This window comes from Microbacterium sp. Root53 (assembly GCF_001426925.1).
GTDB lineage: Bacteria > Actinomycetota > Actinomycetes > Actinomycetales > Microbacteriaceae > Microbacterium.
In genome coordinates, this window is the sequence record NZ_LMFR01000012.1 from 553,372 (window position 1) to 578,096 (window position 24,725).

The following is a 24,725-nucleotide window of genomic DNA, read 5'->3' on the forward strand; positions in this document are numbered from 1 at the left end:
CGTCATGTCGGTGGTCATGCCAGCGACGCCGGGAGGATGAAGGCGAGCCAGGTGAAGACCGGCGCCGTGACGATCATGATCCCACCCCACAGGAGCATGAATCGGAACAGCTTCGGGCGCTCCTCCTCCGGCGCGGTCGACAGCGTCAGAGCGCCGACCGAGGAGAACGGCATCGCGTCCACCACCGTCGCGGAGATGACGAGCGCGACCAGCACCCACGTGGCATCGATCCCGCCCATGGCGATGAACGGCACCGCGAGAGGCACCAGTACGCCGATCAGCCCGGCACTCGAGCCGAACGCCGATGTCACGGCCCCGATGAGGCACAGCAGGAACGCCGTGAGCAGCGGCGCGCCGATATCGGCGAGTCCGCCCCCGATCCACTCGACGGTGCCGAAGCGCTGCATGGCTCCCACGAGGGTGGTGATGCCGCAGATCAGGAGGACGACGGACCAGACGATCTTCTTGTCCGCGCCGTCGAAGTAGTTCGCGAAGATCGAGTGCAGCAGGGCCGCTGCCACCAGCGTGACGAAGCCCAGATCGAAGTCGAACACGAGCGCGGCGATCGCGACGCCGATGATGACGATCAGCGTGACCACCTGATCGAGGCGGATCGGGGTCTTCGGGTGCCCGAGCAGCTCCGTGAACCCGCCCTTGGCCGGGCCACCCGCGGACGTCCCACCGGTGACCGCCGCGCCCGTCGCGCCGATCGTCGCGCCGTCCGCAGCGACGAGCACGCGCTCGCTCACCGCGACGCGGTGGGCACGCGCATCGCGCATCAGGGTGCGCCCGCCGAAGACGAAGTAGATGACGACCGCGAGAGCCACGTTGTACCCGAGGTTGCCCAGGAACAGCGCGGTCCCCGACACGTGCAGGCCGTTGTTCTCCGCCGCCTTCTGTGCGATGATCGCGAGCCCGTTGATCGGCGAGAAGTTGCCCGCGCAGGATCCGTGCATGGTCATGAGCGCGGACATCCGCCGGCTGAGCCCGTAGCGCTCGCCGAGCCGAAGGCACAGCGGCGCGAGCATCGCGACCCCGGCCGGGCCCAGGGCGCCCGCCATGGTGGGCAGCGACGAGAAGATGAAGATCAGCCACGGGACAAGTGCCGGACGATCTCCGAACGCACGGGCAGCGCGTTCGACGATCCACTCCAGCGTCCCATTGGTCGAGGCGAGGCCGAACAGGTATGTCACGCCGACGAGCAGCACGAAGATGTCCGCGGGGAAGCCGGCCAGCACCTCCTTCGGATCCTCGCCTGCCATCGTGACGCCGATCGCGAATGTCGCGATCAGAGCGAAGATGCCGATGTTCACGGGGCGCACGGTGCCGAGTACGAACACCAGGACCAGCGCGACGACTCCGACGACGTGAATGCTCACGTTACGTCCTCTCCGCGCACGCCACTGTGCGCGTCTGTGAAGGGAGCGACAACGCCGCCGTCATCGCTTTCTGTCTTGCAGAACATGATTCTGATTGAACGAGACCGTGTCAACCCCCGCCGCTATGCCCCGTCCGCGCTCGGCGGTGCTCACCGGCCGCGGCGCGGACGGATCAGGGCGGCGAGCACTCCCGGCGCGCCCGCGGCGATCCCGCCCGCAGCCATGGCAATGGCCATCGGCGCGACGAGCGTGACCGCCGTCACGAGAAGCGGCATGGCCAGGAGCGCGCCCGCACGGAAGACGCCCGCGAACACGACGGCACTACCGCGTTGAGAATCGGGGACGGCCGCCCCCACGACCGTCGGCCCGAGCGTCAGGACCACACCCGACGCGATCCCCGCCCCGACGACGCCGGCGATCGACAGGACGGGTGCCGCGTCCGCCGCCGCGAGCGCGACGACACCCAACCCGATGGCCGCGGTCATCGCCGTGAGTGCAGGCGTGTGGCGACGGCGTGGCAGCCACCCACCGAGCAGCGCGCCGACCACGAGCCCACCGTTCGCCGTGCCGACCAGCAGCCCCACATCCGCCTCCGACCATCCGACATCGTCGAACAGCACCGGGACGAACGTGACGAGGATCGCATTGAAGCCCCCTGCCGCGAGGCTTCCCAGGGATCCGACCCTCACGTCGCGGTACCGCCAGATGCGGTTGTCGGCGCTCTTCGGCACGCGCTCGAAGAGCGGCAGCGGCGCCAACAGCGCGCACAGCCCCGCGCCCAGCACAGCGACGACAGCGATCGGGACGGCTGCGGATCGCGGGCCACCGTCCGCCAGCGCGCCCGCGAGCATCGGGCCGAGCGCGCCGAGCCCGTTGGCGATGAACTGGTTGCGAGCCATTCGCGGAGCGGGTCGGGCCGCGATCCGGATCACATGCACCTGCGAGCCACTCCAGAAGCACGCTCTCGAGACACCCTGCAGGACCTGGGCGAGCACGAGCCCTGTGACCCCAGGCGCCGCCAGCACAAGGACCATCGAAGCCGCAAGCATCCCGAGGGCGCCCGCCATGATCACACGATCGGTCGCCACGCGGTACAGCGCCCCGACCGCGACGCGCGAGACGAACTGCGCCGCCGCGGAAGTCGCCCCGAGAGCAGCGATGACCGCGAGGGAGAGCCCATCCGCAATGGCGACGAACGTGAGCATGACTCCCGACGCGGCGAGCGCGAGCGCGTAGAGCCCCGTCACGACATCGATCGCGACGGAGCTCGCCTTGCCACCCTGCCCTCGAAGACCGCGCACCCTGCGCATGCTATTCCACTGTGCAGAGACGGATTCCGCGGCAGGACGTGATGTCGGGGGTCCTTGTTACGTTTAGGGCATGCCTCGTTCGGTCCGCATCGCCTCTGTCAACGTCAACGGGATCCGGGCCGCCGCCCGCAACGGGATGGGCGCGTGGGTCGAGGCCGCGCAGCCCGACATCATCACGCTGCAGGAGGTGCGCGCCGAGCTCGAGCACCTCGAGGCGGCGCTGCCGGGGTGGCGTATCGTGGCCGACGCGTCGCTGCAGAAGGGCCGCGCGGGCGTCGCGATCGCGAGCCGCGAGGAGTGCTCGATCTCGCGCGTCGAGCTCGGCGACGACGCGCTCGAGTCCAACGGCCGCTGGATCGAGGCCGACTTCGAGTTCGGGGACGAGACACTGACCGTCGTCAGCGCATACGTGCCCACGGGTGAGGCAGAGACCCCGGCGAAGCAGGATCCCAAGTGGGCGTTCCTCGACGCGATGGAGCGCCGGCTGCCGGAGCTGTCCGCCGACGGCGGTCTCGCCCTCGTGACCGGCGACCTGAACGTCGGGCACCGGCCGTTCGACATCCGCAACTGGAAGGGCAACGTCACCAAGGCCGGCTTCCTGCCGCGCGAGCGGGCGTACTTCGACCGCTTCCTGACCGCCGCGGGCGAGCCCGTGACCGGCCAGGAGGGCATCGGGCGTGGTCTCGGCTACGAGCGCAGCGACACCCGTGCCTTCAGCGCGGGCGCCACGGGTCTCGGCTGGGTCGACGTGGGCCGGGCGGCCGCGGGCGAGGTCGACGGCCCGTACTCGTGGTGGTCCATGCGCGGCAAGGCGTTCGACAACGACTCGGGCTGGCGCATCGACTACCACCTGGCCTCCCCCGCGCTGGCGCCGCGCGCCTCGGGCTATCGGGTCGACCGCGCCCCGTCCTACGACACCCGCTGGAGCGACCATTCCCCCGTGGTGGCGGACTACACCGTCGGCTGACACACCGAGAACGCCTGCTCCGGATCCCGACGCTGCTGTTCCGACCACGTGCGAGCGAAGCGAGCGTGCCGCGAAGCGGCCCACCAGCGCGCCCCGGACGGAGCGGAGCGACGTGTCATCGATCGCGAGTCCCGGCGCGGAGCGTCGGGCGAGCGATCGATCAGCGCGCGGCGCGAGCGAAGCGAGCAAATAGACTCAACGGGTGACCAAGCAGCGCCTCTACTCCGGAATGCAGCCCTCGGCCGATTCGCTCCAGATCGGCAACTACATCGGGGCTCTCCTGCAGTGGCGCGGCATGCAGGAGGAGTACGACGCGTTCTTCTCGGTCGTCGACCTGCACGCCATCACGGTGGCGCAGGACCCGGAGCACCTGCGGGAGAAGACCCGTCGCACGGCGGCGCAGTACATCGCGGCGGGGATCGAGCCGTCGCGCTCGACCCTGTACGTGCAGTCGCACGTGCGCGCGCACGCCGAGCTGGCGTGGATCCTGTCGACCATCACGGGCTTCGGCGAGGCCGGCCGGATGACGCAGTTCAAGGACAAGTCGCAGAAGCAGGGCGCGGACGCGACCAGCGTGGGCCTGTTCACGTACCCCATCCTGATGGCGGCGGACATCCTGCTGTACCAGACGGATGTGGTGCCCGTCGGCGACGACCAGAAGCAGCACGTCGAGCTGACGCGCGACCTGGCCGAGCGCTTCAACTCGCGCTTCGGCGACACGTTCGTGGTGCCGAAGCCGGTGATCCAGGCCGAGACCGCGCGCATCTACGACCTGCAGGATCCGACGTCGAAGATGTCGAAGTCGGCCGAGTCGCACGCCGGCGTGCTGTGGCTGCTGGACGAGCCGAGCGTGACCGCGAAGAAGATCATGCGCGCGGTCACCGACAGCGAGGGGTCGGTGCGCTACGACCGCTCCGAGAAGCCCGGCGTCTCGAACCTGCTGACGATCTACTCGGCGCTCTCGGGACGTCCGATCGCCGAGATCGAGGACGAGTACGCGGGTCGCGGCTACGGCGACTTCAAGAAGGGCCTGCGGGACGTGGTGGTGTCCGAGTTCGAGCCCGTGCGCGCCCGCGCGCTCGAGCTGCTCGACGACCCTGCGGAGCTCGACCGCCTGCTCGCCGTGAACGCCGACCGCGCCGCGGAGATCGCCGATGCGACGCTCGCGACCGTGTACGAGCGCGTCGGCCTGCTGCGTCGTGGGTGAGCCGGTCGAGCTGCGCACCGGCCGCCTGAGGCTGTCCGCCCCCGTCGAGGCCGACGTCGACGCGATCCACCGGATCTGCCAGGACGAGCTGATCCAGCGCTACACGACCGTGCCGTCGCCGTACCGACGCGAGGACGCCGAATCGTTCGTGCGCCTCGTGGCGGAGTGGTGGGAGGCCGGGTCGGAGTGCGTCTGGGCGCTGCGCGACGCCGAGGGGCTCGTGGGCATGGTGGGCCTGCACCGCATCAAGGACGGCGCGGCCGAGCTGGGCTACTGGCTGGCGCCCGAGGCGCGCGGCCGCGGCTACATGGCCGAGGCGACCCGCGCGGTGGTCGATTTCGCGTTCGGGCCGATGCGCCTCGAGCGCCTCGAGTGGCACGCGGTGGTCGGCAACACGGGATCAGCGCGCGTGGCGCAGTCCCTGGGCTTCCAGCTCGAGGGCGTCCGCCGCAGCGGCCTGGCCGGGCACGGCGCCCGCATGGACGGCTGGATCGCCGGCCTCCTCGCCACCGACCCCCGCATCCCGCAGGCCTGGTCCGTCTGACCGGCGTCCATCCGCCCCGGTCGCGGCCCGTCGCCGACACAACGCAGGACCTCCGCACGCGCGTCGGCGTGTCGGGGCGCGAAACCGACGGGACACGCCCGGGATCCCGCTGGGCTCCTGCGTTGTGTCGGGCAGCGGCCCAGTGCGGCGGGCGGGCGGCTCACGCCACGGGGCGGGTGGCGAGCAGGCCGCGGATGGCCTCGCGAAGCACGTGCGGTTCCGTGAACAGCTGGTGCGCCGTGACGCGGATCCGGGCGTAGCCCCGCGCGGCGAGTGCCATGTCGCGGCGATGGTCCTCCTGCTGCGCCTCCCACGTGCTGTGGAACTCACGACTGTCGCACTCGATGACCAGCCATCCGTCCACCACGAGGTCGACCCGACCGACGCCGTCGATCCGCTTCTGGAGCTCGATCGGCAGACCGAACTCGCGGGCGATCAGCCGAGCGTACGTCTCCGGGCCGGACTCGGCACGGCCGTCGATGAGACCGCGGATGACTCGATACCGCTCCGGCGCCAGCTGGAACAGCAGATCCAGATCGCGCTCAGACAGCTTTCCCGTGTGCAGGGCGCTGTCGATCGATGCGATCGTCGCCCGTACCCCCTGACATCCGAACGCCTGCGCAAGCGCCTCCACCAAGGGAGTCACCGTGTCATCCGGCGCGGCACCGGTGCACCTCCAGTGCACGCGTCCACGGTGGGTGGAGGGTGCTCGGACGAGGGGCGTCCGCCGATCCGCTGAGCTCCGCAGGCGCGATGCGTTCGGCGCCACCTGAACATGGAGCTCGGTCTCGTCCAGGACGAAGATCCCGAGCTCGGCGAGCCGCGAGATGCAGTCGACCCGGCCGCCGATCCGTGTCGCGGAACGCTGCCGCGGCGTGGCACCGCGCCAGAGATACACGTCGCGGCGGGCGTGAAACAGGTGCCCGCTGTCGATGGCCGCCTTGAGCGTCTTCCTGCTGTAGCCCATCGCACGGAGCTGCTGATAGCCGACCGCCGCGGTGGGCGTCGGTGCGGCGAAGGCTGCCGATGACCTGAGCATGAACCTGATCCTCCGCAGGCGCACCGCAGCCGGCAGCCGGGCTCCCTGCCGATGGGGACAGATGCCGCCAGGCACGGCTTGTGGACGAGGTGCGCATGCAGCCGCCCCGACACAACGCAGGACCTCCTGGCCACCATCGGCGTGTCGGGCACCCGCCCGGCGTGGACACGCCCGGGATCCCGCTGGAGTCCTGCGTTGTGTCGGGCGGCGGGGCCGGGGCAGGATGGGCGCATGCCGGAGATGCCCGAGGTCGAGGGACTGGTCGAGTTCCTGCGGGGCAGGGTGACCGGGCTGGCGGTGAGCTCGGCGCGGCTGACGCAGATCGCCGCGCTGAAGACGTTCGACCCGCGGCTGGACGAGCTCGTCGGGCGCGAGGTCACCGAGGTGGGCCGGCACGGCAAGTTCGTGCGGATCGCCGCCGGCGACCTCCACCTCGTGTTCCACCTGGCGAAGGCCGGATGGCTGCGCTGGCACGAGACGCTGCCGACCACCGTGATCAAGCCGGGGCGCTCCCCCATCGCGCTGCGCGTCGGCTTCGGCGACGGCTCCGGCTTCGACCTGACCGAGGCGGGCACCAAGAAGTCGCTGGCGGTCTACGTCGTGCGGAATCCCCCGGAGGTGCCCGGCATCGCGAAGCTGGGGCCGGATCCGCTGGACGACGGCTTCACACGCGACACTCTCGCCGGGCTGCTGGCGGGGCGTCGCACGCAGATCAAGGGCGTCCTGCGCGACCAGCAGATCGTCGCCGGCATCGGCAACGCGTATTCCGACGAGATCCTGCACGCGGCCCGGATGTCTCCGTACGCGCTGGCGGCGAATCTGGGCGACGAGGACGTCGACCGGCTCTACACCGCGCTGCGCGAGACGCTCGCCGCGGCGGTCGATGCCGCCCGAGGCCGCCCGCCAGCCGAGCTCAAGGACGCCAAGCGCCGCGGCATGAGCGTCCACGCGCGCGGGGGCCAGCCGTGCCCCGTGTGCGGCGACACCGTGCGCAGCGTATTCCTGGCGGACCGCAGCTTCGAGTACTGCCCCACCTGCCAGACGGGCGGCAAGGTGCTCGCGGACCGGCGCCTGTCCCGACTGCTCAAGTGAGCTGACGCATCACCTCGTCATCCCGCGTCACGGGAATGAAACCCGCGCACAGGCGTTCGGCTAATCTGAGTGCAGCACACGTGCTCCGGGGTCGGTGGGAATCCGAACCGGCGGTGACAGTCCGCGAGCCGAAGCGCCAGACGCGCCAGGCTGATCCGGTGGAATTCCGGGACCGACGGTGATGTGCGACGAGAGTCGCACGAGTCCGGATGGGAGGCAGCACGACGCGCATCGCGGTGAGCCGCGGCGCCGTTCGCGACCCCGGTGTTCTGAAGGAGGGTCGCATGGCGCACAGCCCCGACGAGCCCCGCTCTGCCCTCGAGTCCCCGACCGCGCCGGTCTCGGACGCCGAGCAGAGCGCGATGGCCCGGGCGCTCGAGCTCGCCCTGCGCGGACCCCGCAGCCGCAACCCGCAGGTCGGCGCGGTCATCCTCTCGCCCACGGGCGAGGTGCTCGCCGAGGGCTGGCACCGCGGCGCCGGCACCCCGCACGCCGAGGTCGACGCCCTCTCGCGGCTGCCCGAGGGCGGCGCGCGCGGCGCGACCGCCGTGGTCACTCTGGAGCCCTGCAATCACACGGGCCGCACCGGCCCGTGCGCCGAGGCACTTCTGCGCGCCGGCGTCGCCCGCGTCGTCTACGCGCTGGACGACCCCGGCGAGGTCTCGGGCGGAGGCGCGGAGCGGCTGCGGGCCGCCGGCGTGGACGTGCAGGCCGGCGTACTGGCCGACGCGGCGCGCGCACTCATCGAGCCGTGGCTGACCGCGACCCGCCTGGGCCGCCCGCACGTCACCGTGAAGTGGGCGCAGAGCCTGGACGGCCGCGCCGCGGCCGCCGACGGGTCCAGCCAGTGGATCACCGGTCCCGAGGCTCGCGCCGACGTGCACGTGCGCCGGGCGCAGGCGGACGCGATCGTGGTCGGCACCGGCACCGTGCTGGCCGACGACCCCGCGCTGACCGCGCGCGACGGCGACCTGCTGCGTCCCGAGCAGCCCGTGCCGGTCGTGATCGGCGCCCGCGAGACTCCCCCGGACGCCGCGCTGCGGCGCCATCCGCACGAGCCGCTGTTCTACGACACCCACGACCTTGCCTTCGTGCTGGACGACCTGTGGGACCGGGGCCTGCACCGCGTGTTCATCGAGGGCGGCCCCACCCTGGCGAGCGCCTTCGTGGCGGCCGGGTTCGCGGACCGGGTGCTGGCGTACGTCGCGCCCGTGCTGCTGGGCGGGCCGCGCGTCGCGCTGACCGACGTCGGGGTGCCGTCGATCGACCGCGCCCACCGTCTGCGGGTGATCGAGCGGATCCCGCTGGGCCCCGACACGCTGTTCGTCGCCGAGGGCGAAGACCTCGCGGATCCGGATGACCCGGCCGCGACATCCGAAGGAGAGAGCTGATGTTCACCGGGATCGTCGAGGAGATCGGCCGGATCACGGCCGTCGAGCCGTCGGGCGACGGCGTGCGCCTCACGGTGCACGCGCCGGGCGCCGTGGTCGATGTGGCGCACGGCGACTCGATCGCCGTGAGCGGCGTGTGCCTGACCGTGGTCAGCTGGACCGAGGACGGCTTCACGGCCGACGTGATGCGGCAGACGCTCGACATGTCGACGCTCGACGCCGCCATCCCCGGCACGCCGGTCAACATCGAGCGCGCGACGGCGGCCGGCGGCCGCCTCGGCGGCCACATCGTGCAGGGCCACATCGACGGCACCGGCATCGTGCGCCAGGTGCGCGACGGCGCGCAGTGGCGCGTCGTGCGGATCGCGCTGCCCGGCCACCTGGCCCCGCTGGTCGTCGACAAGGGCTCGATCGCGGTCGACGGCGTCTCGCTCACCGTCAGCGCGGTGAGCGCGGCCGGCGTCGCCGACGCGTGGTTCGAGGTGTCGCTCATCCCCGAGACGCTCGCGGCCACCACCCTCGGCGACCGCGTCGCCGGCGAGCGCGTGAACCTCGAGACCGACATCCTGGCGCGCCACGTGCAGCGTCTGCTCGCATTCGGCGCCGCGGCCCCGGCCCCCGAGCGGGCGCCCTGGTCCTTCGCGACCACCGAGGTGCCCGCCGCCGACTACTCCGTGCTCGACCCGTCCCTCGCCCCGGTTCCCGCCGCGGGCACCCGCCGTGAAGGAGGCGCCCAGTGACCGCCGAGACCGCCGAGGGCCTGGCGCCCGGAAGCCTCGCCACGATCGAGGAAGCGCTCGACGCGCTCCGCGCAGGCCGCCCCGTGATCGTGGCCGACGACGAGGACCGCGAGAACGAGGGCGACGTCGTCCTCTCCGCGCAGCTGGCCACGCCCGAGTGGATCGCGTGGGCCGTGCGCTGGTCGTCGGGCTTCCTGTGCGCGCCCATGCCGCACGAGGTCGCCGACCGCCTCGACCTGCCGCCCATGGTGGAGACGAACGAGGATGCGCGCGGCACCGCGTACACCGTGAGCGTGGACGCCGCCGAGGGCGTGACGACCGGCATCAGCGCCGCCGACCGCGCGCACACCCTGAACGTGCTCGCGGACCCGGCCTCGACCGCGCAGAGCCTGATCCGGCCCGGTCACATCCTGCCGCTGCGCGCGGTCCCCGGCGGCGTGCGCGACCGTGCCGGCCACACGGAGGCCTCTGTCGAGCTGATGCGCCTGGCCGGCCTGGAGCCGGTCGCCGTGATCGGCGAGCTGGTCGCGGAGGACGGCAGCATGATGCGGATGCCGGGGCTCATCGAGCTCGGCCGGCGCGAGGGCATCCCGGTCATCACGATCGAGCAGCTGATCGCCCACCTCGACGAGATCGACCCCCGCGGCGCCGAGCGCCCCGCGACCCGTCGCCAGGTGAGCCTGCGCGCCGATGCCACGGTGCCCACCGCGCACGGCACCTTCCGCTTCCTCGCCTACAAGGACCGCCAGACCGGCACCGACCACATCGCCGTCGTGTCGGGCGATCTCTCGGCCGATGCGCCGCTCGTGCGCGTGCACTCCGAGTGCCTGACGGGCGAGGCGTTCGGCTCGCTCAAGTGCGAGTGCGGTCCGCAGCTGGAGGCCGCGCTCGACGCGATCGAGCAGGACGGCGGCGTGGTGATCTACATGCGCGGCCACGAGGGACGCGGCATCGGGCTCATCAACAAGCTGCGCGCCTACGCGCTGCAGGAGCGGGGCCTCGACACAGTCGACGCGAACACGGCGCTCGGCCTCCCCGCCGACGCGCGCGACTACGCGGCGGCCGCCGGCATCCTCGCGGATCTCGGCATCGAGAGGATCCGGCTGCTCACGAACAACACCGACAAGGTCGCCCAGCTGCGCGGCTTCGGGCTCGACGTCGTCGAGCAGGTGCCGCTGATCGTGGGCGTCGGCCCGAACAACCACCAGTACCTCGAGACCAAGCGGGACCGCATGGGTCATATCATCGGCGAGGACGAGCTGGCCGACGCGATCGCGCGCATGCACGAAGGGGGAGCACGATGAGCGGCAAGGGAGCACCGGAGCGCACCGGACTCGACGGATCCGGCCTGGAGGTCGTGATCGTCGCCGGCACGTGGCACGAGACCATCACGGAGGCGCTCATCGCGGGGGCGCAGCGCACGCTCGAGGCCGCGGGCGCCACGCACCGGCTGATCCGCGTGGCGGGATCGTTCGAGCTCCCGGTCGTCGCCAAGGCGGCGCTCGAGGCCGGCGCCGACGCGGTGGTCGCGCTGGGCGTGATCATCCGAGGCGGCACGCCGCACTTCGAGTTCGTCTCCTCGGCCGCGACCGACGGGCTCACGCGCGTCGCGCTCGACACGGGCAAGCCGGTCGGCTTCGGCGTGCTCACGCTCGACGACGAGGAGCAGGGGATCGAGCGCTCGGGCCTGCCCGGCTCCAAGGAGGACAAGGGCGCGGAGGCGGCGGACGCGGCCCTGCGCACGGCGCTCACGCTGCGCGAGCTCCGCGCCTGACACCTCGAGACGCAAGTGAGGCCCTGCAGATCGCACAGATCTGCGGGGCCTTCGCTCATCGTTGTGCGAAGTGCTCAGCGCGAACGGGGGACGATCCGATGAACCGAGCGAAAGTGACATCCCTACGCGCATAGACTTTGGGTTTGCATTGCGGCCGAGAGGGCCGTGCGATACCCGTCCGTTCCGTCACCTCAGACAGGCATGTCCATGACCACCGCTGTTCAGACCCCCTCGGGTCCCGCCTCCCAGCCGGTGAACTCGCGCTCGCGCGTGATCACCGCGAGCCTGGTCGGCACCACGATCGAGTTCTACGACTTCTACGCGTACGCCACGGCCGCCGTGCTCGTGTTCCCCGCGCTCTTCTTCCCCACCGGCAACCCGACGACGGCGCTGCTCGCGTCGTTCGCGACGTTCGGCGCCGCCATGGTCGCCCGCCCGATCGGCGCGATCGTGTTCGGTCACTTCGGCGACCGCTTCGGCCGCAAGGCGACGCTCGTCGCGTCGCTGCTGACCATGGGGATCGCGACGTTCCTGATCGGCCTGCTGCCGACCTTCCAGACCATCGGCTGGTTCGCCGCGTTCCTGCTGCTGATCATGCGCCTCGCGCAGGGCTTCGCGCTCGGCGGCGAGTGGTCGGGCGCCGCGCTCGTCGCGACCGAGAACGCCCCGGCGGGCAAGCGCGCGCTGTACGGCACGTTCCCGCAGCTGGGCGCGCCCATCGGCTTCATCATCGCCAACGGCCTGTTCCTGATCATCAACTTCTCGATGCCCGGCGAGAACGGCGCCCCCTCGGAGGCGTTCCTCGCGTGGGGCTGGCGCATCCCGTTCCTGTTCTCGGCCGTCATGGTCATCGTGGGCCTCTGGGTCCGCCTGAAGCTCGTCGAGTCGGCCAGCTTCGAGAAGGCGCAGAAGCAGGGCGCGATCAAGCGCTTCCCGCTCGGCGAGACGTTCCGCCGCTACTGGAAGCAGCTCATCCTCGGCACGTTCATCATGCTGGCGACCTACGTGCTGTTCTACCTGCTGACGAGCTTCATGCTGTCGTACGGCACCAAGGCGCAGGCCGCCCCCGAGGGCTACGACGCCGCCGCGAGCGGCCCGTGGGTGCCCGGTCTCGGCTTCACCTACGTCGAGTTCGTCCTGATGCAGATCGTCGGCGTCGTGTTCTTCGGCATCTTCACGATCGTGGCCGGCCCGCTGGCCGACCGCCTCGGCCGCCGTAAGGTGCTCATCGCGGTCACGATCGGGATCATCGTGTTCGGTGCCCTCTTCCCGGTGTTCCTGCTGCCGCAGGGCGCCGCGACCGGCCCGCTGGTGATCTTCTTCCTGATCCTCGGCTTCGCGCTGATGGGCTCGACGTTCGGCCCCATGGGCGCGCTGCTGCCCGAGCTGTTCCCGACCCATGTCCGCTACACCGGCTCGGCCGTCGCGTACAACGTGTCCTCGATCCTGGGTGCCGCCCTGGCGCCGATGGTCGCGGTCGTGCTGTGGGCGGCCGGCGGCGGCAACCCGTGGCTCGTGGGCCTGTACCTCTCGGGCGCGGGCGTCCTCACGCTCGTGGCGCTGATCCTGTCGCGCGAGACCAAGGACGTCGACTACGACGCCGTCGAGATCCTTCCCTGATCTCCCGCGCATCGGCGAGGCCCCTCGGATCATCCGTGGGGCCTCGCCTCTTCTCCGGCGTCAGAGGCCGTAGCCCTCGAGCAGCCGCAGCCAGAACTCGCTGAGCGTGGGGTACGCCGGCACCGCGTGCCACAGCCGCGAGAGCGGCACCTCCCCGGCGATCGCGATCGTCGCGGCGTGGATGAGCTCCCCCACCCCCGGCCCCACGAGCGTGACGCCGACCAGGACGCCGCGGTCCTCGTCCACGACCGCGCGCGCCCGGCCCGCGTAGTCGTCGGCGATCAGCCCCGCGCCCGCCACGTCGCCGAGCTCGTAGTCGACCACCCGGATGCGCAGGCCCCGTTCCTCGGCCTGGGCCGCGGTCAGACCGGCCGAGGCGACCTCCGGGTCGGTGAAGACCACCTGCGGCACGGCCGCGTGGTCGGCCGTCGCGACGTGCCGGCCCCACGGCGCGTCGTCGACCCGCTCGCCGCGGGCGCGGGCCGCGATCGCGTCCCCAGCCGCGCGCGCCTCGTACTTGCCCTGGTGGGTGAGGAGGACCCGCCCGGCCGCCTCGCCCACGGCGTAGAGCCAGTCGGTTCCGCGCACCCGCATCGTGTCGTCGACGCCGAGGCGACCGCGGTCATCGAGCAGCTCGTCGAGGCCGATGCCGTCCAGGCGCGGTCGCCGGCCGGTCGCGGCGACGACCTCGTCGGCGAGCAGGTCGCCGTCCTCGAGCCGGATGCGCACGGCGCCGTCGTCCGTGCGGGCGATCTCCGCCGGCTGCGCGTCCTCCCGCACCTGGACGCCGCGCTCGCGCAGGGCGTCGCGCACGGCCTCCCCCGCGAACGGCTCGAGCTCGTGGAGCAGGGGGCTGCGCGAGAGGAGCGTCACCTCGCTGCCGAGATCCGCGAACACGGTGGCCACCTCGACCGCGACGACCCCGCCGCCGATCACCGCCAGGCGCGCGGGCACGGCCCGGGCCGACGTCGCCTCGCGGCTGCCCCACGGGCGCGCGTCGCGCAGCCCCGGGATGTCGGGGATGTGCGGCTCGCTCCCGGTCGCGACCACGACGGCATGCCGCGCGACCAGCTCGACGTCGCCGCCGTCGCCCTCGACCACGACCCGCCGCTCCCCCGCGACGCGGCCCCGCCCGCGGATCAAGTCGATGCCTGCGCCCGTGAGCCAGCGCACCTGACCCGAGTCGTCCCACTCGGCCGCGAACGCGTCGCGCCGTCGCAGCACCTCGGCCGGGTCGAGCTCCCCGCCGCTGAGGCCTCGCACCGCTCGCGCCGCCCGCAGGGCTGCGCCGGGGCGCAGCAGCGCCTTGGAGGGCATGCACGCCCAGTACGAGCACTCGCCGCCGACCAGCTCCCGTTCGACGATCACCGCCTCGAGCCCGCCTCGCACGGCCCGGTCGGCCACGTTCTCGCCGACCGGCCCGGCCCCGATCACCACCACATCCGTCTCGCGCACCGTCATGCTCCGACGCTACGCCGGGCGGGGGCGGATGGGCCGGTGACCGACCACGACGACCGCGATAGCGTGAGGGCATGGACTTCCTCGAGACTCTGCGCGACATCGTCGTTCTGGTGCACCTGGCCGGCTTCGCGATCCTGTTCGGGTCGTGGGCCGTGGAGGCCGCGGCGAAGCGGTACCAGGCGACGCCCCTCATGAACGCGGGCCTCGGCCTCGCATTCCTGGCCGGCCTCGTGCTGTCGGCGCCGTGGGGCCTGGGCGACGGCGAGCTGAACTACATGAAGATCGGCATCAAGCTGGTCGTGCTCGTGATCATCGGCGCGCTGATCGGCATCAGCACCAGCCGGGCCAAGAAGGGCAGCCCTGTGCCGCCGGCGTTCTTCTGGCTGATCGGCGCCCTCACGCTGCTGAACGCGGGTCTCGCCGTCATCTGGTGACGCCTCGACGCACGAAGCGGCCGCTCCCGGATGGGGCGGCCGCTTCGTCGTCGGGCTTCGACTCGCTCCGCTCGCTCAGCCCGTTTCGACTCCGGCGCCGGCGCGCCTCCGCTCAACGACCAACGGAACCGGAGCGTCGGCTTCGACTCGCTCCGCTCGCTCAGCCCGTTTCGACTCCGGCGCTGGCGCGCCTCCGCTCAACGACCAATACACACCCTGCTCACTTACCGCCGTGCGAGCGAAGCGAGCGTGGAGCGAAGCGACCAATCGCAGCGCGAAGCGCTGCCGAACGGAGCGAAGCGACGTTCCTTGCTCGCGAAGGGCCCCCGAAGGGGCGCCCGCACGCGTGCGACCGGTTCTAAACAAGAGGCGTGCCGTGGGTGTGGAAGGTCTCGATGGTCTTCATGCCCCAGGCCTGGCCCTTGCGGCGCTCGGCCTCCGACCATTCCACGACCGGCTGGTCGGGGTCCAACAGCAGGCGCGCACCGGCGTTGGCGAACTCGATCCGGTTGCCGCCCGGCTCCCACACGTACAGGAAAAACGTCTGGTTGATGGCGTGCTTGTGCGGGCCCGACTCGATGTGGATGCCGTTCTCGAGGAAGATGTCGGCCGCCTTCAGGATGTCCTCGCGCGTGTCGGGCGCGAACGCGATGTGGTGCAGGCGGTTGCCGTGCTTGGTCCAGTCGTCGCTGTAGACGACGTCGTACGACTTGAGCGAGAAGTGGAACCACCACGCCGCGAAGCGGCCGTTGTCGAGCCGGATGCGCTCGGACTCCCGCATCCCGAGCGCCTTCGCGAGGAACTCGCCGTTGGCCTCGACGTCCTTGGCGAGGTAGTTGATGTGGTCGATGCGGCGGGCGTTGACGCCGCGCCCGGGGAACCGCGAGGCCTGGTTCTTGAGCGCGGGGCGGTCCTCGTCGCCTGCGACGTAGCGCTCGGTCTCGTAGTAGATCGCCATCTCGTGGCCGTCGGGGTCGTGGAACCGGTAGGTCGGGCCGGTACCCACCTCGCCGTCGACCCAACCGTCTCCGAGCCCCATCTCCTCGATCGCCGCGACGCGTCGCACGAGCGCCTCCTGGCTGATGGCGCGGAACGACGTGCGCCCGACCCCGGCCTGCTCCCGCGCGGTGAGCTTGATCGTGTAGAGCTCGTAGTCGTCCCACGTGCGCAGGTACACGGAGTCGCCGTGCTCGGCGACGACGCGCATCGCGAGCAGCTCCTCGAAGAACCATCGGCTCTTCTCGAACTCGGGCGTGAACAGCTCGACGTTGGCGAGGTGCGCGACGTCGAAGACGGTGGAGTCTGTCATGTGGTGTCCTCTCTGACAGCCGGGGCTCAGGTGCGGGGCCGGGGGTACACGGTTCCGTCGAAGATGCGGCGGGCCGTGCGCAGCGCCGCCGAGCGCATCACGTGGGCGGCGCCGTCGGGGCCGCGGGTCAGCGCCACGTCGACGTCGAAGTGCCCCGTGGGATGCTCCACGACGAAGGGGCGACCGGGGTCGGGGATCCGGCCGAGCGCATGGCCGATGGATCCCTCCGCCAGCACACCCGCCGCGACGGTGAGCGCGCCCAGCACGCCGATCGATGTGTGCACGCGGTGGGGCAGGAAGCTCCGCGTCGCGATCGCGCCGCCGCGGCGCGGTTCGCTCAGGAGCACCAGCTTCGGCACGGTCGCCTCAGACACGTCGCCGAGCCCCATCCGCTCGGCGGCCGCGCGACGCAGCCGCTCCAGCCGCTCCTTGAGCGCCGTGTCAGCCTCCAGGACCGCGGGAGCCTCCGTGCCGACGAGCCCCAGGTCGGCAGCGCGGATCAGCACCGTCGGCATCCCGTTGTCCACGCAGGTCACGGTGAGCGGGGAGTCGTCGAGGACGCCGTCGACATCGTCGGCGACGGCGCCGGTCGGGAAGAGCGCGCCCGTGGATGAGCCCTCGGTCCCCTCGAAGTCGAGGGTGATGGCGCCGGCCGTGCCGGGCACCCCGTCGATGGTCAGGTCGCCGTCGTAGTCGACGACCCCTCCCGGGGTGGCGAACGTCGCGGTCGCGACCCCGCCGGTGTTGACCATCCGGATGCGCACGCTCGTCCGCTCGCCGCCCGCCGGCACGAGTCCGCGCTCGACGGCGAACGGGCCGACGCCGGCCAGGATGTTGCCGCAGTTCTGCCGGTCGGTCACGAAGGCATCGTCGACCCCGACCTGGAGGAAGAGGTAGTCGACGTGGGCGTCCGGGCTCTCCGACGGCGAGACCACGGCGACCTTCGAGGTGAGCGGATGCGCGCCGCCCAGCCCGTCGATCTGCCGCGGGTCGGGCGTGCCCATGATCCGCATCAGCAGGTCGTCGCGCCCGGCGACGTCGGCCGGCAGATCGGACGCCAGGAAGTACGCGCCCTTCGAAGTGCCGCCGCGCATCAGCAGGCAGCGGATGCCGGGTTCAGCGGCCATCCGAGCCCTCGTACTCGGCCTGCGAGACGTACGTGACCCCGAGGTCGGCGAGCAGCGGCCGCAGCCCCTTGCGGTCGAGGCTGAGCTCGGCGCCGCTGCCGTAGGCCGCACGGTCCGCGTCCTCCTTCGCGACGCGGGCGTCGGCCGCGGCGAGCGCCGTCTCCGCGCCGGCACGCGGCACGCATACGACGCCGTCGTCGTCCGCGATCACCACGTCGCCAGGATGGACCAGCATCCCGTCGATCACGACGGGCACGTTCACCGACCCGGCCGTGGCCTTGACGGTCCCCTGGGAGTGCACGCCGTTCGACCACGCGGGGAAGCCCATGTCGCGCAGCTCCTGCGTGTCCCGCACCCCGGTCGCGGTGACGAGGCCTCGCACGCCGCGGGCCTTGAGCGCGGTGGCGAACAGGTCGCCGAACGCGCCATCGGTGGACGGCGAGGTGGTCGCGACGACGAGGAGGTCGCCGGCCCGGCACTGCTCGATCGCGGCGTGGATCATGAGGTTGTCCCCCGGCCAGCTGAGCACGGTCACGGCCGTGCCCGCCACCCGCGCCCCCTGCTGGATGGGCCGGATCGACGGGCCCGCCAGTCCCACGCGGCCGATCGCCTCGTGCACGGTCGCGACGCCGTGCGCGGCGAGCGCGTCGACGACCGCCGCGTCGGCGCGTGCGATGTCGGTGACGACCACTCCGAGGGCGCTCATGCGGATCCTCAGTCGAGGACCGAGGTGACCTGCGGGTAGTACCGCATGTACGCCTCGCCCATGGTGTCGTGGGGCAGACCCAGGTTCGGCCCGGCGTTGCGCCTGACCTGCACGCCGCGGCGCACGGCGAGCGCGGTGTAGTACTCCCACATGTGCTTCTGGGCGGGCAGGCACTCCATGGCCGCCTTCTTCCGGGGGAAGGCCTCGGTGATGTCGAGGAGCACGTTCGGCTTGAAGTCGGACTGCTCGGGCTGGTGCGGCTCGAAGAAGAAGACCGGCGGCGCCCCGATGATCTCGTCCTTCGCGGGGTACGTCCCGTCGGAGTTCGCCACGCCGATCGCCTGCGCCAGCACGCGGGCCTGCAGGGCCATCCGCGCGGCGGCGGGATGGTCGCCGTTGTACGGGTCCGACAGCGGGTGCGTGAGGACGACGGTGGGCTGCACGCGGCGCATGACGTCCACCAGCCGCTGCACGGCCTCGGGGCTCTCGATCAGCGGGTAGTCGCCCAGGTCGAGGAACTCGATGTCGGCGCCCAGCGCCGCGGCGGCCGCCTCGGCCTCCTCGCGGCGGACCGCCTTGATCTCGTCGAGGGCCCTGCCCGCGAGCCACTGGCTGGCGGACTCGCCGCGCTCGCCGTAGGACAGGCAGACGACCGTGGCGCGCTCGCCCCGCAGCGCGGCCGCGGCGATCGCCCCGCCCGCACGCCAGACGAAGTCTCCGGCGTGCGCACTCACGACGAGAAGCGACGGCTCTGTCTCTGCCATGCGGTGATCCGTTTCATCTCGGGGCCCGGGATTATGCATTCCGCGTGCCCAGTGAACCATCCCCTGGTGCGGTGGTCAAGATAATGTCTACAATCCTGGTGACATCAGACGCGACGGCGAAGGAGCCTCATGGCGCAGAACCTGCAGGAGCTGCTCGACGAGCACGGCGACACGGTCGAGATGCTGCGGAACTCCCGGCTCGGCACCTACATCTACCCGGTGGTGCCCAGCGAGTTCAGCAACTGGCGGCGCGAGCAGAAGGCCTGGCGCACGACCGCGGTCCTCTACGACCAGACGCACCACATGGTGAACTTCTTCCTGTCGGGCCCCGACGCTCTGAGGCTGCTCAGCGACACCGGCATCAACAGCTTCGCGAACTTCCCGGTCGACACGGCCAAGCAGTTCGTGCCGGTCGCCTCGAACGGCGGCGTCATCGGCGACGGCATCCTGTTCCACGAGGCCGAGCTGGACTACGTGTACGTCGGCCGCGCACCGGTCGCGAACTGGCTGCAGTTCCACGCCGAGACGGGCGGGTACGACGTCGAGTTCCGCTACGACGACCGCTCCCCCTCGCGCCCGTACGGCCAGGCCGTCCACCGGGAGTGCTGCCGCTTCCAGATCCAGGGCCCGCGCGCGTGGGACATCATCGAGAAGCTGAACGGCGGCGCGCTCGAGCAGGTGAAGTTCTTCCACATGGGCCACCTCCCGATCGCGGGCCGCCAGGTCCGCACCCTGCGCCACGGCATGGCGGGCGCGCCCGGGCTCGAGCTGTGGGGCCCGTACGAGGACCACATGCTGATCCGCGACGCGATCCTCGAGGCGGGCGCCGAGTTCGGGATCGAGCCGTGCGGATCGCGCGCCTACTCGTCGAACACGCTCGAGTCCGGATGGATCCCCTCCCCGCTGCCGGCGATCTACTCGAGCGAGGCCGAGCGCCGCTACCGCGAGTGGCTGCCCGTCACGAGCTACGAGGCGATCAACGCGGTCGCCGGATCCTTCGTCTCGGACGACATCGAGGACTACTACCTCAATCCCTGGGAGCTGGGCTACGGCTCGTTCGTCAAGTTCGACCACGACTTCATCGGCCGCGACGCCCTCGAGAAGATCGAGCCCGAACGGCAGCGACGCAAGGTCACGCTCGCGTGGAACGACGAGGACCTCGCCAAGATCCTCACGACGGTCCTCGACCGGGACGGCGACGGCTACCAGTTCTTCGACCTGCCGAACGCCAACTACGGCTCCAGCAACTTCGACTCCGTGATCGACGCGGACGGCAAGGTCGTCGGGCTCTCCCTGTTCACCGGCGTCACGGCGAACGAGAAGCGGGGCCTGTCACTCGCCACCGTGGACCGCGACGTGCCGGAGGGCGCCGAGGTCCGCGTGATCTGGGGCGAGCCGGACGGCGGCTCCGGCAAGACCACGGTCGAGCCGCACCACCAGATCGAGGTGCGCGCGGTCGTCAGCCCGGTGCCCTACGCGGAGACCGCCCGCACGGAGTACCACGGCGGCTGGCGCTCGACCGGCGCACTCTGAGGCGGGTCAGGCGCGCTCGGCGAGGATGCGCTGGAGCCAGGCATGCGTCGAGCGCGTCATGTCCGCCGGCACGCCGGCCTCGTCGAGCAGCGCCAGGGCGTCGCGCATCTCGTGCTCGCGTCGCTCGGCGTGCGTGTAGGTGCCGGCGACCAGCCTGTCCACGACCGCGTCGCCGTCGGGCCCCAGCTCGGCGGCGATCTGCGCGCGCAGCCAGCCCTCGGCGCCGGCGGCCCTCGCGGCGCCGAGGCTCTCGAGCACGAGCGCGGCCAGCCCCTTCATGAAGGTCGCCCGCAGCAGCTTCAGGCGGGCGGCGGCGCCGATGCCGCCCGGCACGACGTCGACCGGCACGCCGAACGGGCGCATCCGCTCCGCGAACTCCTCCGCGGCGCCACCGCTGGCGAGCAGCGGCGTCCGGTGGTCCGCGCGCGGCACAGGCGCCAGCACGGCGACGTCGGTCACGCGCATGCCGGCCGCGGCGGCCACCTCGGCCACGGCGCGCTTGGTCTCGAGCGCCGCCGTGTTGAGATCGGCGAGCAGGGTCCCGGGCGCCATCCACGCGACCGCGTCGCGCGCGGCCTCGACGGAGGCCCGCGCTCCGACCAGGCTGAGCACGATCTCGGCGCCGTCGACGCACTCCGCCAGCCGATCGCGCTGCCCCACCCCCGGCACGACGACGTGGGGGTCGTACCCCGCGACCTCGGCGCCGGCGGCCGCGAGGCCCCGCGCGTATCGGCTTCCCGCCTCGCCCAGCCCCATCACCGCGATGCGCGTCATGGCGTCAATGTACGACCCGGTAACGATTCGCGCCACGATTGTTGACACCAGGTACCTATATCCATAGCCTTCCGATACCGGAGCACCGACGCTCCCACCCGACGCGGCACAACCGCGGGATCGCTCCGGACGACCGACCCGACGCACAGGAGACAGGAGCGATGGCCGCTCGACTCACCCTGCAGGACGTGAACCTCCGCTTCGGCGGCGTGACGGTGCTGCACGACGTGGGCTTCACGGTCGAGCCCGGCGAGATCCTCGGTCTCGTGGGCCCGAACGGCGCCGGCAAGACCTCGCTGTTCAACTGCATCAGCGGTCACTACCGCCCCTCATCCGGGTCGATCGCGATCGACGGCGCCGAGGTCAGCGGATCGCACCCGTCACGCCTGGCCGGCCACGGCCTCGCGCGCACGTTCCAGCACCCGGCGCTGCAGCTGCACGCCACCGTGCTCGAGAACGTCCTGCTCGGCGGCCACACCCGCCTGCCGGCCGGCCCGCTGGCCTGGTCCCTGCGCGTGCCTCCGACCGGTCGGCGTGAGCGGGAGCTGCGCGAGGAGGCACTCGCGCTCCTCGAGAAGCACCGCCTCGGCTGGGCCGCGCATCTCACCGCGGACGAGCTCTCGCACGGCCTGCACAAGGGCGTCGAGCTGTGCCGGGCGCTGCTGATGCGGCCGAGTCTCCTGCTGCTGGACGAGCCGGCCGCCGGCCTGTCGCACGGCGAGGTGCAGCGCTTCATCGAGACGGTCCGGGACCTGCGCGCGAACGAGGACATCACGATCGTGATCGTCGAGCACCACATGGGCCTGATCTCCGCGCTCACCGACCGCGTGGTCGTGCTCGACCACGGCCGCAAGCTCATGGAGGGCACGGCGGCCGAGGCGCAGGCCGATCCCCGCGTGATCGAGGCCTACATCGGCAAGGAGGCGGCGGATGACGCTGCTTGAGCTGACCGACGTGACCGCCTCGTACGGGCCCGTGCAGGTGCTCGAGGGGGTGTCGCTGAGCGTGCCGGACGGCGGGGCCGTGGGCATCCTGGGCGCGAACGGCGCCGGGAAGACCACGACCCTGCGAGCGATCAGCGGCGTGGTGCGCACGGGCGGAGGCATCGTGTTCGACGGACAGAGCATCCGCGGCCTGCGCCCCGACCAGGTCGCCGCCCGGGGAATCGCGCACGTGCCCGAGGGCCGCGGCACGCTGCCCAACCTGACGGTCCGCGAGAACCTCCTGGTCGGCGCATACCTGCGCAAGGACCGCCGTGCGATCGCGGGCGACATCGACTACCTGCTCGACCTGTTCCCCAATCTTCACGAGCGCATCGGGTCGAACGCGTCGGCGCTGTCGGGCGGCGAGCAGCAGATGCTCGCGGTGGGCCGCGCCGTCATGGCGAGGCCGCGCCTGCTGCTGCTCGACGAGCCGTCGCTCGGACTGGCGCCCAGCACCGCCAAGAACGTGTACGACGCGATCCGGCGCCTGCGCCTCGAGTCGGGCATCGCGATGCTCGTGGTCGAGCAGAACGCGAACCTCGCCTTCGGGATCGTCGACACCGCCACGGTGCTCGAGACCGGCCGCAGTGTGCTCACCGGCACGTCGGCCGAGCTGAGGGGCCGTGACGAGATCCGCCGGGCGTACCTGGGAGGCTGACGTGGGCACCTTCATCCAACTCGTCGTCGACGGCCTCGCCATGGGGTCGATCTACGCGGCGCTGGCGCTCGCGATCGTCATCGTCAACCAGTCCACGGGCATGATCAACTTCGCGCAGGGCGGGATGGCCGTGCTGTCGGGCTACCTCGCGTACGCCTTCCTCGGCCTGGGCCTCCCCCTGCCACTGGCCATCCTCGCGGCGGTCGCGATCTCGTTCGCCCTCGGCGCCGTCGTCGAGCGCTTCCTGATCCGGCGGTTCGAGGGCGGCGACCCCGACACCGCCGTCGTGGCGACGATCGGCCTGCTCACCCTCATCACGGGCGTGTGCGGCTGGATCTGGTCGTACAACAACCTGCAGTTCCCGTCGCTGTTCCCGCCGGACTCGTTCCCGCTGCTGGGCGCCGCGATCAGCTGGCGCTCGCTGGGGACGTTCCTCACCATCGCCGCGATCATGGTGCTGCTCCAGCTGCTGTTCCAGCGCACCAAGGTCGGGCTGGCGCTGCGCGCGGTGGCGGACAACCCCCGGTCCTCGTCCTTCTCGGGCCTCCCGGTAGGGCGGCTTCTCATGGTCGGATGGGGCCTGGCGGCCGCGCTAGGCGCCGTGGCGGGCGCGCTCGTGGCGCCCCGCCTGTCCCTCACACCGGGCATGCTCGACGGCGCGCTCGTCTACGCGCTCGCGGCGGTGATCCTCGGCGGGGCCTCGAGCCCGATCGGCGTCGTGGTGGCGGCATGGCTGATCGGCGTGCTGGAGAACCTCGCCGCCGTGTACGTGCCCTTCATCGGCCACGATCTCAAGATCGCCGTGCCGTTCATCCTGCTCTTCGTCGTGCTGCTGATCAGGCCGCAGGGCCTGTTCGGGCGCAAGACCGTGGTGCGTGTCTGATGGGGGGCCTCAAGATGCTGTGGAGCAGGGGCTGGGTGCGGATCGCGGTCGGCGCGGTGATCGCGCTCGCGCTGATCCTCGCGCCGCTCAACTTCGACGTCGCCACCAACCAGGCCCTCGCACGGGTCGGGGTCTTCGCCGTCGCCGTCCTCGGCCTGAACGTCATCATGGGCTACACCGGCCAGGTGTCCCTGGGCCAGATCTTCTTCCTGGGCCTCGGCGCCTACGTCACCGCGTACGGCGTCAACCAGGACTGGAACATCCTCCTCGTGTTCGCGCTCGCGGTCCTCCTCCCCGGCCTCTCCGGCTACGTCGTCGCGCTGGCCGCGGCGCGGCTGGGCGGACTCGCGATCGCGATGGTCACGATCGCCCTGCCGATCATCGGCGTCCCGCTCGCCAAGCGCCTGGCCGAGTGGACCGGCGGATCGCAGGGCACGTCGGCGCGGTTCTCCTCCGCGCCCGACTGGTCGGGCCTCGCCAACGACCAGTGGCAGTACTACCTCGTGCTGCTCATCACGGCCGTCGTGTTCCTCCTGATCCGCAATCTCGTGCGCGGCAAGTTCGGGCGGGCGCTCGCGATCGTCAAGGAGAACGAGGCGGTCGCGTCGTCGATGGGCATCTCGCCGTACCGCTACAAGGTGATGGCGTTCACGATCGCCGCCATGATCGGCGGGGTCAGCGGATTCCTCTACATGGTGGTCGTGCAGTACACGTCCCCCGAGACGCTCGCGTTCCACCACTCGATCAGCCTGCTCGCGTCGATGGTGATCGGCGGCGCGGCCAGCATCGTCGGCTCGCTCATCGGCGGCGCCTACTACGTGCTCGTGCCCAACGTCACGAACGAGATCGACGCGACCCTCACCTCGCTGCTGCAGGGCGCGATCCTGCTGGTCGTGCTGTTCGTCCTGCCCGGGGGCGTGGTGAGCCTGCCCCGCGTGATCCGTCGGCTGCTGCGCCGGCGCGGCGGCGAGCACGGCGCGCATGCACCGGAGGAACCCGGCTCCCCCACGTAATCCCCACCCCCCACAAG

At 71.6% G+C, this 24,725-nt stretch carries 24 protein-coding genes and 1 riboswitch; of the genes, 15 read left to right on the plus strand and 9 right to left on the minus strand.

The genetic code is table 11. From position 1 onward, the window contains the following. Nucleotides 1-14: 14 nt before the first annotated feature. Nucleotides 15-1,379, minus strand: a complete 1,365-nt coding sequence (locus ASD19_RS07455; RefSeq protein ID WP_055990456.1) for an SLC13 family permease — start codon at nt 1,377-1,379, stop codon at nt 15-17. 149 nt (nt 1,380-1,528) lie between these two features. Beyond that, the gene (locus ASD19_RS07460) at nt 1,529-2,689 is read right to left on the minus strand and encodes an MFS transporter (RefSeq protein WP_235562990.1); all 1,161 of its coding nucleotides are present in this window, start codon (nt 2,687-2,689) and stop codon (nt 1,529-1,531) included. A 70-nt stretch (nt 2,690-2,759) separates the two neighbouring features. Between ASD19_RS07460 and ASD19_RS07465 the strand changes: the two genes are divergently transcribed. The 3 genes from ASD19_RS07465 (at nt 2,760) to ASD19_RS07475 (ending at nt 5,407) form a co-directional block, all read left to right on the plus strand. Then, nucleotides 2,760-3,656 (plus strand): exodeoxyribonuclease III, encoded by an 897-nt coding sequence (locus ASD19_RS07465; protein WP_055990462.1) that lies wholly within the window; start codon nt 2,760-2,762, stop codon nt 3,654-3,656. 202 nt (nt 3,657-3,858) lie between these two features. Further along, a complete protein-coding gene (gene trpS, locus ASD19_RS07470; protein ID WP_082543044.1) occupies nt 3,859-4,863 on the plus strand; it encodes a tryptophan--tRNA ligase in 1,005 nt (334 codons plus the stop codon). Continuing rightward, nucleotides 4,856-5,407 carry a GNAT family N-acetyltransferase gene (locus ASD19_RS07475; RefSeq protein ID WP_442922519.1) on the plus strand — a complete coding sequence of 184 codons (552 nt, stop codon included), beginning with the start codon at nt 4,856-4,858 and terminating at the stop codon, nt 5,405-5,407. Before trpS ends, ASD19_RS07475 begins: the two co-directional genes overlap by 8 nt. Before the next feature lie 160 nt (nt 5,408-5,567). Here the strand turns inward: ASD19_RS07475 and ASD19_RS07480 are convergent, their stop codons facing one another. Then, on the minus strand, nt 5,568-6,521 hold the full coding sequence (locus tag ASD19_RS07480; protein ID WP_156377134.1) for an endonuclease domain-containing protein: 954 nt from the start codon (nt 6,519-6,521) through the stop codon (nt 5,568-5,570). Nucleotides 6,522-6,677: 156 nt separating this feature from the next. Here ASD19_RS07480 and ASD19_RS07485 point away from each other — a divergent pair, with 156 nt between their 5' ends. The 6 genes from ASD19_RS07485 (at nt 6,678) to ASD19_RS07510 (ending at nt 13,063) form a co-directional block, all read left to right on the plus strand. Next, nucleotides 6,678-7,538, plus strand: coding sequence for an Fpg/Nei family DNA glycosylase (locus ASD19_RS07485; RefSeq protein ID WP_055990471.1), 861 nt, complete (start codon nt 6,678-6,680; stop codon nt 7,536-7,538). Nucleotides 7,539-7,616: 78 nt separating this feature from the next. Next, nucleotides 7,617-7,763: riboswitch (FMN riboswitch) on the plus strand. A gap of 59 nt (nt 7,764-7,822) precedes the next feature. After that, entirely contained in the window at nt 7,823-8,929 is a 1,107-nt protein-coding gene (gene ribD, locus ASD19_RS07490) for a bifunctional diaminohydroxyphosphoribosylaminopyrimidine deaminase/5-amino-6-(5-phosphoribosylamino)uracil reductase RibD (protein WP_055990703.1), read from the plus strand. Then, complete coding sequence (locus tag ASD19_RS07495; protein ID WP_082543045.1) at nt 8,929-9,669, plus strand: riboflavin synthase; 741 nt, start codon at nt 8,929-8,931, stop codon at nt 9,667-9,669. Before ribD ends, ASD19_RS07495 begins: the two co-directional genes overlap by 1 nt. Then, nucleotides 9,666-10,973, plus strand: a complete 1,308-nt coding sequence (gene ribA / locus ASD19_RS07500) for a GTP cyclohydrolase II (protein ID WP_235562991.1) — start codon at nt 9,666-9,668, stop codon at nt 10,971-10,973. Before ASD19_RS07495 ends, ribA begins: the two co-directional genes overlap by 4 nt. Beyond that, nucleotides 10,970-11,443, plus strand: a complete 474-nt coding sequence (gene ribH, locus ASD19_RS07505; protein WP_055990474.1) for a 6,7-dimethyl-8-ribityllumazine synthase — start codon at nt 10,970-10,972, stop codon at nt 11,441-11,443. Before ribA ends, ribH begins: the two co-directional genes overlap by 4 nt. A gap of 207 nt (nt 11,444-11,650) precedes the next feature. Next, on the plus strand, nt 11,651-13,063 hold the full coding sequence (locus tag ASD19_RS07510; RefSeq protein WP_055990477.1) for an MFS transporter: 1,413 nt from the start codon (nt 11,651-11,653) through the stop codon (nt 13,061-13,063). A 60-nt stretch (nt 13,064-13,123) separates the two neighbouring features. Here the strand turns inward: ASD19_RS07510 and ASD19_RS07515 are convergent, their stop codons facing one another. Further along, the gene (locus ASD19_RS07515) at nt 13,124-14,524 is read right to left on the minus strand and encodes a dihydrolipoyl dehydrogenase family protein (protein ID WP_055990480.1); all 1,401 of its coding nucleotides are present in this window, start codon (nt 14,522-14,524) and stop codon (nt 13,124-13,126) included. A gap of 71 nt (nt 14,525-14,595) precedes the next feature. Between ASD19_RS07515 and ASD19_RS07520 the strand changes: the two genes are divergently transcribed. Further along, the gene (locus tag ASD19_RS07520; RefSeq protein ID WP_055990483.1) at nt 14,596-14,958 is read left to right on the plus strand and encodes a hypothetical protein; all 363 of its coding nucleotides are present in this window, start codon (nt 14,596-14,598) and stop codon (nt 14,956-14,958) included. A gap of 358 nt (nt 14,959-15,316) precedes the next feature. On the opposite strand, the gene ASD19_RS07525 is transcribed toward ASD19_RS07520, so the two are convergent. The 4 genes from ASD19_RS07525 to ASD19_RS07540 are packed head-to-tail and all read right to left on the minus strand — an operon-like array spanning nt 15,317 to nt 18,864. Next, nucleotides 15,317-16,267, minus strand: a complete 951-nt coding sequence (locus ASD19_RS07525; protein WP_055990485.1) for a VOC family protein — start codon at nt 16,265-16,267, stop codon at nt 15,317-15,319. 26 nt (nt 16,268-16,293) lie between these two features. Then, entirely contained in the window at nt 16,294-17,394 is a 1,101-nt protein-coding gene (locus ASD19_RS07530) for a 4-oxalomesaconate tautomerase (RefSeq protein ID WP_055990488.1), read from the minus strand. Further along, entirely contained in the window at nt 17,384-18,100 is a 717-nt protein-coding gene (locus ASD19_RS07535; protein WP_055990491.1) for a 4-carboxy-4-hydroxy-2-oxoadipate aldolase/oxaloacetate decarboxylase, read from the minus strand. Before ASD19_RS07535 ends, ASD19_RS07530 begins: the two co-directional genes overlap by 11 nt. Before the next feature lie 8 nt (nt 18,101-18,108). Further along, the gene (locus ASD19_RS07540; protein WP_055990493.1) at nt 18,109-18,864 is read right to left on the minus strand and encodes a PIG-L deacetylase family protein; all 756 of its coding nucleotides are present in this window, start codon (nt 18,862-18,864) and stop codon (nt 18,109-18,111) included. 129 nt (nt 18,865-18,993) lie between these two features. Here ASD19_RS07540 and ligM point away from each other — a divergent pair, with 129 nt between their 5' ends. Then, nucleotides 18,994-20,397: a vanillate/3-O-methylgallate O-demethylase gene (gene ligM, locus ASD19_RS07545; RefSeq protein WP_055990495.1), complete on the plus strand. Its 1,404-nt coding sequence runs from the start codon at nt 18,994-18,996 to the stop codon at nt 20,395-20,397. 6 nt (nt 20,398-20,403) lie between these two features. Here ligM and ASD19_RS07550 read toward each other — a convergent pair whose 3' ends face one another. Beyond that, complete coding sequence (locus tag ASD19_RS07550) at nt 20,404-21,171, minus strand: DUF1932 domain-containing protein (RefSeq protein ID WP_055990497.1); 768 nt, start codon at nt 21,169-21,171, stop codon at nt 20,404-20,406. Nucleotides 21,172-21,332: 161 nt separating this feature from the next. Here ASD19_RS07550 and ASD19_RS07555 point away from each other — a divergent pair, with 161 nt between their 5' ends. The 4 genes from ASD19_RS07555 to ASD19_RS07570 are packed head-to-tail and all read left to right on the plus strand — an operon-like array spanning nt 21,333 to nt 24,708. After that, complete coding sequence (locus ASD19_RS07555; protein ID WP_055990499.1) at nt 21,333-22,115, plus strand: ABC transporter ATP-binding protein; 783 nt, start codon at nt 21,333-21,335, stop codon at nt 22,113-22,115. Then, complete coding sequence (locus tag ASD19_RS07560; protein ID WP_055990502.1) at nt 22,102-22,812, plus strand: ABC transporter ATP-binding protein; 711 nt, start codon at nt 22,102-22,104, stop codon at nt 22,810-22,812. The genes ASD19_RS07555 and ASD19_RS07560 overlap by 14 nt, the downstream gene beginning before the upstream one ends. Nucleotide 22,813: 1 nt before the next feature. Beyond that, nucleotides 22,814-23,695 carry a branched-chain amino acid ABC transporter permease gene (locus ASD19_RS07565; protein ID WP_156377135.1) on the plus strand — a complete coding sequence of 294 codons (882 nt, stop codon included), beginning with the start codon at nt 22,814-22,816 and terminating at the stop codon, nt 23,693-23,695. A 14-nt stretch (nt 23,696-23,709) separates the two neighbouring features. Then, nucleotides 23,710-24,708 (plus strand): branched-chain amino acid ABC transporter permease, encoded by a 999-nt coding sequence (locus tag ASD19_RS07570; RefSeq protein ID WP_235562992.1) that lies wholly within the window; start codon nt 23,710-23,712, stop codon nt 24,706-24,708. Nucleotides 24,709-24,725: the final 17 nt, after the last annotated feature.